Raw genomic sequence first — 10,326 nt, forward strand, 5'->3', positions numbered from 1 at the left:
CGCCAGCCACATCGGCTCGAAGGCGTCGATTGCCGCGCCGGTTCTTGCGGTGATCTCGGCGAGCAGCGTGTCCGGCGCTGACGGCGCGGCCTCGCTGTGCAGGATGACGTGCTCGACCGTGGGCAGGGAGCGACGAAGCTCGGCTACGACGTCCTTGCGGTCGTGCCGGCGGCCGGCATAGGTGACGGCATCGCAGGCGATCAGCACCTTCGGCTCGATCTGCTTGAAGCGGTCGATCACGGCGGGCGCCGCCATGTCGGGCGCACAGACGCTCCAGACCGCGCCGATGCTGGCGCTGGCGAGAAACGCGATGATGGTCTCGGGGATGTTGGGCAGGTACGCCGCGACGCGGTCGCCGGGCTTGATGCCCTGGTCCTTCAGATGCAGCGCGAGCGCGGCCGCCTTGCGCCGCAGTTCCGGCCAGCTCGTCTCCGTGAGCTTGCCGTCCTCGCCGCAACTGACAATGGCGGGCAGGCCGGCGGCATCGGCCGCATCGACATGCCGGAACACCTGTCGCGCATAATTTACCTGCGCGCCGGGAAACCAGACCGCACCCGGCATCTTGCGCTCGGTGATCACGGCCGCAAACGGCGTCGGCGATTGCAGATCGTAATAGTCCCAGATGCTGCGCCAGAATGCATCGAGATCGCGGACCGACCATTGCCGCATATCTTCGTAGCTCGCGAAAGTGAGGCCGCGCTGGGTGGCGAGCCAGTTGCGGTAGAGGGCGATCTGGGGAACGAAGCGAGCGGTCATTGCGTGTCGGCTTTTATTGCGGGGGAGGGGAGCTTAGCCGGTGCCGCAGCCGAGCAGAAGCTGCAGTTCGCGCGGGTCGCGATGGCGAGGCATCTACCGCGGGCAGGCCTTGATCCGTTCGACCTGCTGGATGTCGTTGACCAACTGCCGGTCCCGGGCGGACAGGGGAACATCGACGATGTTGTCGTATTTGCACCCCGCATTGCCAAAGGACGCAATGGCGCGCGGCGTGCGGAAGCAGTAGCCGCCGGCTTTGAAAATGCTGTTCCGCTGCTGCCACAGCTGGTCGCAATTTTGCCCTGCCACGCTTTGAGGCCGATCGGTATCTCGCGCCGGCGCAGGATCGGCACGCTCCGGCTTGAGGATCAGAACGCTGATGTTGGTGCCGGGGACAAAGTTCGAGGCGCGGATCTCGAATTGGGTCGGACTTATTTTTCGAACGCCCTGTCCGCAGAAGCTGACGAGATTTTCCGGCGCGCCCTTGTCGACCACCAGGCGGAATTCCTTGATGGGGCCGGACCAGTTTGCCCCGGTCACCAGAATGTACTCCATGAAGTTCTGCTGCCAGTTCGAATTGGGCGAACGAACCATGGAGTTGAGAAAATCCTGGTCGACGCAGAAGCGATTGATCCCCTTCGATGGCTCGATCTGTAGGATCGACGGGTTGTCGAGGAACGCGGACGCCGGCATCGGCACTGTGCCGCCGACGCTCGGCAAATAGCGATGGGAGACGGAGATTTCCTGGCCGGCGGGAAATGTCTGCTGCCAGTGATATGTGGTCTTCAAGACCCACAATGGCGTCATGTTTCCATCGGCACGCGGCGCGTCCTCGATCAGGCCTTCGCGGATCAACCGATCCCAGGTCTCCTGGGATGGATAATCCTGCTTCTGTCCGGGTCGCGGCGCCAGCGGCACATTCAGCTTCTTCAGCGTTTCGGTCTTGTCGATTCCGTTCAGAAGCGCCTTGCGCTCGACTTGGGCTGCGACCGGTGAGCCGTTCACGGTTGTGCTGAAGCCGAGGATGTTTTCGGGATCGTTGGTCGGAATTGCAATGTCGGAGTCCATCCCGAACGAAATGTCGGGCATCGGGAAGGCGACTTGTGTGACGACGTCGCGGCCCGAATGGTTGAAGAACCTGTACTGGACCCGGATCTCGGTCGTCGAGATGAAGAGATCTTCCGATCGCATTTCGATATCGGGCGAGCGCGTGAAGATCAGGCCGCCCGTGGCGAGCTCGGCAGTGGAATCGTTGGCGCGAATGTGCGTTGGGGCAATCGTTGCGCCGATCAGAAGCAAGGCGCGGATCGTTCTTGGCAGCATCGGTCGCTTTCGGGGCACGAAAGAGGTCATTGATTCCAGCGGCAATCGTGTCGTGTACGGGCCGACAGTTGGAGGATCAAGTCCCGATCGACCCGATCTCCGTCCTATCCGATGTCGCCAGCGGGTGACACTGATCAATGAGCCTGGACGTTCGTCCGTGATGTTTCCCGGCCAAGCGGCCGCCGGAGCCGTCGCCTCGGCCTACCACTCGATGCCGGCCCAGCGGCGTCCGAACACCGGGGGCTTCGTTTTCACCGCCTGCCAGCCGAAGAAGTGGTGCTTGCCGGACCAGCTGTGAACCACGCCGCTGCAAATGCTGCACTTGAAGCTGCCGGAATGCGCTTCGCTGTGCTCTTCCCTCGTTGCGGTGTAATTCATGCTGCAACCGGTGCAGGTGAATTCTTCGATCGTCCAGATGCTGTTGGCCATTGCACGGAATGTTTGTTGGACCTCGTTGCAGGGTAGGGGCGGGCGTTTGCATCGGCGTAAACCGGGCGCGCGAAATCCGGTTAACCGACGTTAGCCAAACCCGGCGCGGCCGCGGATATTGCAGGGCTTTCCCGATCGCCGCAGCGCCGGTCAGTCCAAATCACACCGCCGGCAGGTCCAAGCGTGGTCCTGATCCGGTCGCTAGATTTCACCCGTCGCTCCGGCCGGGCCGGGCGCAAGTCAATGGGGGTGAGATCATGGGGACGAAGCTCGTTCTGACGGCTGCGCTGCTGGCGCTGGCAACGCCGGCCTTTGCCGCCGACATCATCGCGCCCGCGCCGGTGAAGGCGCCGGTGCCGGTGCCGATCTTCAGCTGGACCGGATTCTACATCGGTGCCCATGGCGGCGGCGCCTGGAGCAAATGGACCGGCATGGACCCGGCCGATCCCACGGCGACCTGGAGCTCGGTCACGGCCAGCGGCGGGGTGGCCGGCGGCCAGATCGGCGGCAATTACCAGATCAGCAATGTCGTGGTCGGCCTCGAGGGCACCGGCGCCTGGTCCAGCGTCACGCTGAGCAGCAACAGCCCGTTCGCCGGCGGTGCCGGCTTCATCTTCTCGCTGAAGAACGACTACATCGCCACGGTGGCCGGGCGCTTCGGCGTCGCCTTCGATCGCGTGCTGCTCTACGCCAAGGGCGGCGCGGCCTTCACGCGCGACAAGTACTACGTCAACAACGGCCTTGCCGGCGCGCTGGCCGGCTCCGCCTCGGGCAGCTTCAACCGCACCGGCTGGCTTGCCGGCGGTGGCGTCGAATGGATGTTCATGCCGAACTGGTCGGTGAGGGCCGAGTACAACTACATGGGCTTTGGCGCGATCACCGAACTGCCGGTGACGACAGGCAATCTGGTGGCGACGCCTGCGAACGTGAAGCTGAATATCCAGACCGGAACGGTTGGCGTGAACTACCACTTCTAAGCGGACCGGGCCGAACCGCTCGTCCGGCGGGGCGCACCGTCCCGCCCGGACCGGGCCGGTCGGCTTGACGGCGGATGCGGGGCTGGCAATAACCCGGGGCTGTGCCAGTGCCGGAACCCGCGTGATGCCGCAAGGAAAGCCCTGCCCGTGAAAAGCCTTCGTCAGCTGTTGACGGGAGAGGACATCATCCAGCTCGTGATCCGGCTCGGCCTGCTTGGCCTGCTGATCATCTGGACCTTCCTGATCATCCGCCCGTTCGTGCCGATCCTGGCCTGGAGCGGCGTGCTCGCGGTCGCGTTCTACCCGGCGTTCAGCTGGGTCGCCAAAATCCTCGGCGGCCGGCCCAAGACCGCGGCGGCGATCCTCACTTTGATCACGCTCGGCATCGTCATTGGTCCGGCGACCTGGCTTGGCATCAGCGCGGTGGACGGCGTGCGCGGGCTGGCGCGCCAGCTCGACACCGGCGACCTCGCATTGCAATCGGCACCGGAGCAGCTCAAATCGTGGCCGATCGTCGGCCCATGGCTCTATGAGCTCTGGGACCAGGCCTACACCAACATCCGCGCGGTGCTGCGCGAGGTGGCGCCATATCTCCAACCGCTGGCCGGCCCGATGCTGTCGCTCGCGGGCGATGCCGGCGTCGGCACGGTGCAGTTCCTGTTGTCGGTGTTCGTCGCCGGCTTCCTGTTTCCGCACGGGCCGCGGCTGGTTGCGGCCGGCCGCAGCTTCCTGTTCCGGATCGTGCCCGAGCAGAGCGAGCACTTTCTGGGGCTCGCGGGTGCGACCATCCGCGCCGTGGCGCAAGGGGTGATCGGCGTCGCCGTGGTGCAGGCACTGCTCGCCGGCTTCGGCTTCAAGCTTGCGGCGGTGCCGAGCGCCGGCCTGCTCGCCTTCATCGTGCTGCTGCTCTCGATCGTGCAGATCGGCGCCTTCCTCGTGCTGCTGCCTGTCATCATCTGGATCTGGACCGCCAAGGACGTCACCACGGCGCTGCTGCTCACCGTGTTCCTCGTCCTGGTCGGCTTCATCGACACCATGCTGAAGCCGCTCGTGATGGGGCGCGGCCTGACCACGCCGACCATCGTGATCTTCGTCGGCGTGATCGGCGGCACGCTCGCTCACGGCATCGTCGGCCTGTTCATCGGGCCGATCATCCTGTCGGTGGCCTGGGAGCTGATGATGGCCTGGATCAGGACCGAGGACCGGGCGGAGGCGGGCGAGGGCTGATTTGCGGCCTTGGGCGGCGCAAGCCTCCCGGCTCGCGCCACATCCGCACGGCGTCGCGCCTGTGATCAAGGCGCGTCCCGAACTTGTCTATCCGACTAGACAAGTTACCATCGTCCCGATTCTGTTTGTCGATTACGGCAGCGATGGCGAAATCTTCCAAGCTGGTCGCCGCGAAACGCGGCAAGGTGTTGTTGGTCAGACGCCGGGTGGATGGCCTGTGGATGTTCCCGGGCGGCCGCAAGCGCGCGCGCGAGTCCGAAAAGGACTGCTTGCGGCGGGAGATCAAGGAGGAGCTGCCCAAGCTGAAGCTCGGCAGGATCAGTCTCTGGAAGGAAGTGAAGGCCAGGAACAAGCGCTCCGGCCGCAAGATGAGCGACGCGATCTTCATCGCCAAGGGCGCCAGGGGCCGGCTCGCGATCGGCGACAAGAAGGAGATCGACCGTGCCGCCTGGCAGAAGCCGCGTGGCATCCGCCTGACGCCGACCTCGCGCTATATCCGTGACCGGCTGTTTCCTCGGAAACGGCGAAAGACAGGCTAGTCCTCCCGCTCCACCGGCCGGCCCCGCCCGGAGAACGACCGCGACCGGGCCACACTCGGCTCCGGCGCGAGCAGCCTCGCCGCATCGGCCTCGCGCTGCTCCTTGCGCGCCTTGCGTGCACTGCGCATCGCGCGCTTGATGAAGGGGTGCTGCGAGTCCTCGGCGAAGAACAGCACCACCTCGCACCCTGGACACTGCCTGGAATAGCCGTCCTGCAATCGCCCGGCGCGATCGCGGAACACGCCCTTGCACCGCGTGCACTGAATCTGGACCGAACTCATGCGCGGACAACAATGACTGATGGAAATGGACGGTCAGCTGATCGCAAATGTCTGAAGAAAGCCTGAACACCTGAAGGTCCGGCCATCGCCCGGCAGTTCTGCCGCGCCCGATGCCGCCGCTATGGCCGGGCGGCCACCGTCTCCAGGCAATGGTTGAGATAGGCGGTGCGATCCCTCGGCAGCACCTTCTCGAGATCCGCTTTCAGCGCACATTCGCGCTGCCTGATCTGCTCGGCCCGGCGCTTCTCGGCCGCCTCGCGATATTCGGGCGCAACCTTGTTGGGATCGACCAGCGGCTGCGAGCGGGCGGGAGCCGCGGCCAGGAGTGCGATGATTGCGATGAAAATGATCGGTTTCAAAATGAGCCTCCGTAAAAGGCTCATGTTAGCGCGGGGGTGGCGCCGCTCAAACGGCAAATGCAGCGCGCAGCGCCGACGTCAGGTCCGCGGCCCCCAAAGGCGACGTCTGCTACAGGCTGCCTGACCGATCCTCGCGCGCTGCCGAACGCGGGGTGGGGAAGGCGACATCGGTCGTCGTGACGGCCCTGCCTACGTGTGTCACTTCGACGCGTGGCTGATCTTGTGTCCGAGATGGCCGGTGTCGTGATCGCGGCGCAACTGGCTGAGCGACGTCTCGTTCAGCTGGGCCAGGACCGCATTGAGCTCGGTCGCATCCGGATAGCCGGCCGCAAAACCCTTTCCGTAGATCTTGCGCAATGTTCCGACCAGCGTGTTGCCGTGTTTCTTGCTGATCCCGCCATCCTTGTCGCGGTGGCGGCCGTCCAGGCCCGCTTCCTTCATGTCTCTCTCCCAGTGCGGCGTCTTGTGCGCCTGGAGCGAGCGTGCGCCCAAACGAGTTGATTGGCAACGGCGTGGCGCGCGGGAGTTGAGGGGGCCGGTGATGCCGCATCGGATTGCGGCGAGGCCGTTAGTGCATCGCAGCGCGGAGGCAGACATGGAAATCAGACACGGAAAAATCGGCGACGTGTGAACCAGTTCACACTCGATCTGCAAGGCCGCTGCTATGAAGGCCTCATTGCTTTACCGATTGATATTTTGAAAACGCCCCAGCGCTCCCTACCAGGCGCTGGGGTTTTCATTTGGGCCATCGCAACGCCCTGAGTTCGCAAAGAGCGATCTGAGAGGCGCGGGGCTGAGGAACGAAGGCGAGGCGGCTAGGCGGCCTGCTCTTCAAACGAGGTGTAGACCCGGCCGGTCGGATCGACGATCTGAACGTCCCAGCATCCGTCCTCGACCAGCTCTCGGGCCTTCTTGAGGGCGGCCGCGAGCGATGCGCGTTTGAGGCTGACCACGCCTGCGGTGTCGAAACCGTTGATTTCAAACATGCCGTTCCCTCCGTTTTGCCGAATCTTACACCTTTTGAGGGCGTTGTCTCCCGGCTTTGTCGTGCATCGAAGCAGGCTGCCCCCTTTTCCAGTTCCATGGCGGGGCCCCGTATTCGGCCGGGAGCGCAGTACCTGTCGAGGGGCCGAGCCGCTAACGTGGAATTAAGCAGAAAAGCCCACAATTTTAGACAGTTGTGTAAGTGGGTGCTGCGTAAAGGAGGCGTCGCGAGGACGTTCCGGCGACGGCTTCCTTTTGCTCGCTCATTTGAGGTCAATGCAGATGACCACGACATCCCAGGCAGAAGGCCTCGTCGAACAGCTCGATCCCGCAGCACTCGCGCTCGCAGCCGCAGCGCCCGAGCCCGCAGCCGGGGAAGCCGAAGTACCGGTCAAGCGGTCCAGCCGGACATCGGTCCTGGCCCTGTCGGTGTGTGCCCTGGCGATCAATGGCGCGGCGGCCATCTACACATTGCCGTCTGATTTTCTGCCGCTGAATGTCGGCAGCCTGGCTGAATTGCTTCCGCGCCGCGAAGCGTCCCCGCCACAACCGGATCCGGTTGTCGCCGCCCTGAAGGATATCCAGTCGGCCCAGCAGCAACACACCGCGTCGCTGCAGGAGAACAACCGCGCATTGGAGCAAAATGCGGCGCGAGAGCTGCAGGATTCCATGGTGCTCCTGTCGCTGCGGCAGAGCATCACGGACGAACGGTTCGACGTGAAGAAGATCTCGTCGCAGCTGTCGACGCTGATCGCAAAGGTCGACTCGCTGCAAGGTGCAATGATGTCGGACGTCACGTCCTCCATTCGCAGAGCGAATGCGCGCTATGGATTGTCCGCCGCGATGCGCAAGCGAATGGTTCGGCAGTCGAAGTCGGTGGGGCCTGTTTCGGTTGGTGGCGCGCCGCTGAGTGTGCCGGCGGCAACCCCCGAAAGCTGAAGGCCCGTCGAGCAAATCGCTCACCTCTTCTTGAAGCTGAGATACCTTATCGGCAGATTGGAGGGGGAGAACCGGAGGTTTGTCCTTCAGGAATTTCGCGATCGCACGTCCGTCGCCGGATTGTGCTGCCCCGCCGCATTGCGGTGGGCTGGTGGCACATCACATCACTCCGGTTGTTCGACAGGAGCTGATGCGATGCGCGCTGTCCTTGCCATGGGTCTGTTGATTGTCCTCTGCACCACCGCGAACGCCGCGACAGCGCATCGCTTCCGTGCACATCACCCGCACAATCCCGCGGTTGATCGCCCCGACGTGGACGTGCATTCCCGGGCGCGTTTCGCAGTTCCAGGCTGGAGCGATGAAGCCACCCAGCGGTGGTTGAACAGCGCCTCGTCCAATGTCGGCCGAGGTGGCTAGCCACCGCGAGCGGGTACGTGTCAGCCTGCGCAGCTGATGGGCTTGATTTCCAAATGACGAAGATCACAGGCCATAGCCGGACATCCGTGCCGGGTATGTCGAGCAACCGAGCTATCGCCGGCGTAACCAGACCCGCTCATTTCTCGGGACGCGTGACGATCGAGCCGCAATCGCTTTTGGCCGGTTCTTCGCTTCAGTCTCTGATCTGGCTTTGGTGAGCGCGCTGGGGCTCGAACCCAGGACCCCGTGATTAAAAGTCACGTGCTCTACCGGCTGAGCTACGCGCTCCCATGGCCGCTGGATGGCTTCGAGAATGATCGCCATCGTCTTCGGACATTTGAGAAGCATGACTTGCCGCCACGCTCAACTCGCGTCGCGGGGAAAACCGGCTGTTTCCGGATCATGCTTTCGGCCCGCGCTGTGTAGGGGGAGTGGCTGCGGAGGTCAATAGTGCGGGTGGCTGCCGAAACTGTTGGCAGGAGCTGCTGATTTGCTTGCGGGATCCGCAGCTTAAGAGAAGATTTTCAACCCGATTGGCGGGCTTCTATCCACGCCGAACAGCGCTGAAGGCCGCTCGGCGCGGACGTCTTGCCCGCGCTGGAGGCCTCCGGCCGTCAGTTCGTCTCGCGCCGGACCTCGCTCGGGACCGGCTGGGCGGTGCCTGCGGGGGTCGGCAGCGCGACCGGGCGCAGGCCGATCAGCTCGGCGGTCCGGATCGCGCTGTCGCGCCAGAACTGGAACGAGTTGATGCGGCTGAGCTCGAGGATGGCGATAGCGACCGCCGCCAGGAACGGCAGGCTTTGCAGCACCAGCACGCCGGCGAAGATGTAGATCTCGGTGATCTGCTTGAAGCTGTTGGAGGCCACCAGCACGCCGGCGCCGATCAGGAGCAGGGCGCCGATCACGGCCTCCCAGAACGCCTGGAACTCGATCGACATCCTCGACAGGCCGCCCTTGGAGGTGCGCGCAAATGCGATGTGCTCGGTGATGAGGCCCTGCGCCACTGCGCGCGACACCGTCCATTGCACGCTCATCGCGGCGATCATGGCGCCAAGCATCTGTCCGGGTTTGATCGCGACGCGCGCGCGGTACATCGACAGGAAGTGCGCGAGCGAGACGACGAAGGCGCCGATGATCGGCAGCGTCAAAATCTTGTCGGGGATGGCGATGTCGGCGAAGGCGACGATCGGCACCCAGACGAGGTTGAGCAGCGCCACGACCACGCCGAGGCTTTCGGCGCCGAGCCAGTTCAGCCAGCCGAGGCCATATTCGCGCTTCTGGTCGGGCGTCAGCCGGCTCTTGCCGGGCAGGAAGTGGCGCCAGTGCTTCTTGACGATCTGGAGGCCGCCATAGGCCCAGCGGTGACGCTGCTTCTTGAAGGCCTCATAGGTGTCGGGCAGCAGGCCCTGGCCGTAGCGGTGGCGGGTGTAGTGGGTGGTCCAGCCAAGCTCCTGGATCGCAAGGCCGAGATCGGAATCCTCGCAGATCGTGTCGCTCGACCAGCCGCCGGCCATGTCCATCGCGGCGCGGCGGATCAGGCACATCGTGCCGTGCACGATGATGGCGCCCACCTCGTTGCGCTGGACCATGCCGATGTCGAAGAAGCCGGCATATTCGCCGTTCATGATGTAGTGCATGATCGACAGATCGCCGTCGCGATGCTCCTGCGGCGCCTGCACGAGGCCGACGCTGGGGTCGGCGAAAGCAGGCACGAGGTCCTTCAGCCAGTCGGGATCGACGACATAGTCGGCATCGAGGATGCCGATGATCTCGGCATCGACGGCGGTGCGGTCCATGGCAATGCGCAGCGCGCCGGCCTTGAAACCCTGCACCTTCTCGGCGTTGATGAACTTGAAGCGTTCACCGAGCGCGCGGCAATGGTCCTGGATCGGCTGCCAGAAGGCGGGGTCGGGCGTGTTGTTGATGATGACGACGCATTCGTAGTTCGGATAGTTCAGCCGCGACAGCGCATCGAGCGTCTGCTTCAGCATCTCCACCGGCTCGAAATAGGCGGGAATGTGGATCGAGACTTTCGGGTAGTAATTTTCCGGAACGTTCTCGACCGGCTTGTCCTTGGACAGCAGCCGCTGCGGCGGCC

Annotated in this window: 12 protein-coding genes and 1 tRNA gene; 4 read left to right on the plus strand and 9 right to left on the minus strand. The window is 64.1% G+C overall.

Going from position 1 to position 10,326, the window contains the following annotated elements:
* The 3 genes from PMI42_RS06890 to PMI42_RS06900 all read right to left on the minus strand — a co-directional run.
* Positions 1 to 756, minus strand: a 756-nt coding sequence (locus PMI42_RS06890) for an AMP-binding protein (protein ID WP_008131933.1), incomplete at its 3' end; no start/stop codon positions are given.
* A gap of 93 nt (positions 757 to 849) precedes the next feature.
* Positions 850 to 2,076, minus strand: coding sequence for a DUF4424 family protein (locus PMI42_RS06895; RefSeq protein WP_050994345.1), 1,227 nt, complete (start codon positions 2,074 to 2,076; stop codon positions 850 to 852).
* A 201-nt stretch (positions 2,077 to 2,277) separates the two neighbouring features.
* Positions 2,278 to 2,505, minus strand: coding sequence for a hypothetical protein (locus PMI42_RS06900; protein ID WP_008131938.1), 228 nt, complete (start codon positions 2,503 to 2,505; stop codon positions 2,278 to 2,280).
* Positions 2,506 to 2,762: 257 nt separating this feature from the next.
* Here PMI42_RS06900 and PMI42_RS06905 point away from each other — a divergent pair, with 257 nt between their 5' ends.
* From PMI42_RS06905 to PMI42_RS06915, 3 genes are all read left to right on the plus strand, one after another.
* Positions 2,763 to 3,482 (plus strand): outer membrane protein, encoded by a 720-nt coding sequence (locus tag PMI42_RS06905; RefSeq protein WP_008131939.1) that lies wholly within the window; start codon positions 2,763 to 2,765, stop codon positions 3,480 to 3,482.
* A 141-nt stretch (positions 3,483 to 3,623) separates the two neighbouring features.
* On the plus strand, positions 3,624 to 4,709 hold the full coding sequence (locus tag PMI42_RS06910; RefSeq protein WP_035964747.1) for an AI-2E family transporter: 1,086 nt from the start codon (positions 3,624 to 3,626) through the stop codon (positions 4,707 to 4,709).
* A gap of 143 nt (positions 4,710 to 4,852) precedes the next feature.
* Positions 4,853 to 5,248, plus strand: coding sequence for an NUDIX hydrolase (locus PMI42_RS06915; RefSeq protein WP_008131943.1), 396 nt, complete (start codon positions 4,853 to 4,855; stop codon positions 5,246 to 5,248).
* Here PMI42_RS06915 and PMI42_RS06920 read toward each other — a convergent pair.
* From PMI42_RS06920 to PMI42_RS39975, 4 genes are all read right to left on the minus strand, one after another.
* Positions 5,245 to 5,529: a hypothetical protein gene (locus PMI42_RS06920; RefSeq protein ID WP_008131945.1), complete on the minus strand. Its 285-nt coding sequence runs from the start codon at positions 5,527 to 5,529 to the stop codon at positions 5,245 to 5,247. The two genes, PMI42_RS06915 and PMI42_RS06920, sit on opposite strands and share 4 nt — an antisense overlap.
* Positions 5,530 to 5,648: 119 nt before the next feature.
* Positions 5,649 to 5,888 carry a hypothetical protein gene (locus PMI42_RS06925; protein ID WP_008131947.1) on the minus strand — a complete coding sequence of 80 codons (240 nt, stop codon included), beginning with the start codon at positions 5,886 to 5,888 and terminating at the stop codon, positions 5,649 to 5,651.
* 198 nt (positions 5,889 to 6,086) lie between these two features.
* A complete protein-coding gene (locus PMI42_RS06930) occupies positions 6,087 to 6,329 on the minus strand; it encodes a hypothetical protein (protein WP_008131950.1) in 243 nt (80 codons plus the stop codon).
* Between the two features lie 374 nt (positions 6,330 to 6,703).
* The gene (locus PMI42_RS39975) at positions 6,704 to 6,874 is read right to left on the minus strand and encodes a hypothetical protein (RefSeq protein WP_008131951.1); all 171 of its coding nucleotides are present in this window, start codon (positions 6,872 to 6,874) and stop codon (positions 6,704 to 6,706) included.
* Between the two features lie 274 nt (positions 6,875 to 7,148).
* Between PMI42_RS39975 and PMI42_RS06935 the strand changes: the two genes are divergently transcribed.
* Positions 7,149 to 7,811 carry a hypothetical protein gene (locus PMI42_RS06935; protein ID WP_035964748.1) on the plus strand — a complete coding sequence of 221 codons (663 nt, stop codon included), beginning with the start codon at positions 7,149 to 7,151 and terminating at the stop codon, positions 7,809 to 7,811.
* A 629-nt stretch (positions 7,812 to 8,440) separates the two neighbouring features.
* On the opposite strand, the gene PMI42_RS06940 is transcribed toward PMI42_RS06935, so the two are convergent.
* Together PMI42_RS06940 and PMI42_RS06945 are read right to left on the minus strand one after the other, a co-directional pair.
* Positions 8,441 to 8,516: transfer RNA gene (locus tag PMI42_RS06940), tRNA-Lys, on the minus strand.
* Between the two features lie 326 nt (positions 8,517 to 8,842).
* Positions 8,843 to 10,326, minus strand: a 1,484-nt coding sequence (locus PMI42_RS06945) for a glycosyltransferase (RefSeq protein WP_008131957.1), incomplete at its 5' end; no start/stop codon positions are given.

This window comes from Bradyrhizobium sp. YR681, assembly GCF_000282615.1.
GTDB lineage: Bacteria > Pseudomonadota > Alphaproteobacteria > Rhizobiales > Xanthobacteraceae > Bradyrhizobium.

Bases quoted from the DNA above. Each gene is read 5' to 3' on its own strand.
- PMI42_RS06895 (WP_050994345.1), bottom strand. From the start codon at position 2,076: ATGCTGCCAAGAACGATCCGCGCCTTGCTTCTGATCGGCGCAACGATT.
- PMI42_RS06900 (WP_008131938.1), bottom strand. From the start codon at position 2,505: ATGGCCAACAGCATCTGGACGATCGAAGAATTCACCTGCACCGGTTGC.
- PMI42_RS06905 (WP_008131939.1), top strand. From the start codon at position 2,763: ATGGGGACGAAGCTCGTTCTGACGGCTGCGCTGCTGGCGCTGGCAACG.
- PMI42_RS06915 (WP_008131943.1), top strand. From the start codon at position 4,853: ATGGCGAAATCTTCCAAGCTGGTCGCCGCGAAACGCGGCAAGGTGTTG.
- PMI42_RS06920 (WP_008131945.1), bottom strand. From the start codon at position 5,529: ATGAGTTCGGTCCAGATTCAGTGCACGCGGTGCAAGGGCGTGTTCCGC.
- PMI42_RS06930 (WP_008131950.1), bottom strand. From the start codon at position 6,329: ATGAAGGAAGCGGGCCTGGACGGCCGCCACCGCGACAAGGATGGCGGG.
- PMI42_RS39975 (WP_008131951.1), bottom strand. From the start codon at position 6,874: ATGTTTGAAATCAACGGTTTCGACACCGCAGGCGTGGTCAGCCTCAAA.
- PMI42_RS06935 (WP_035964748.1), top strand. From the start codon at position 7,149: ATGCAGATGACCACGACATCCCAGGCAGAAGGCCTCGTCGAACAGCTC.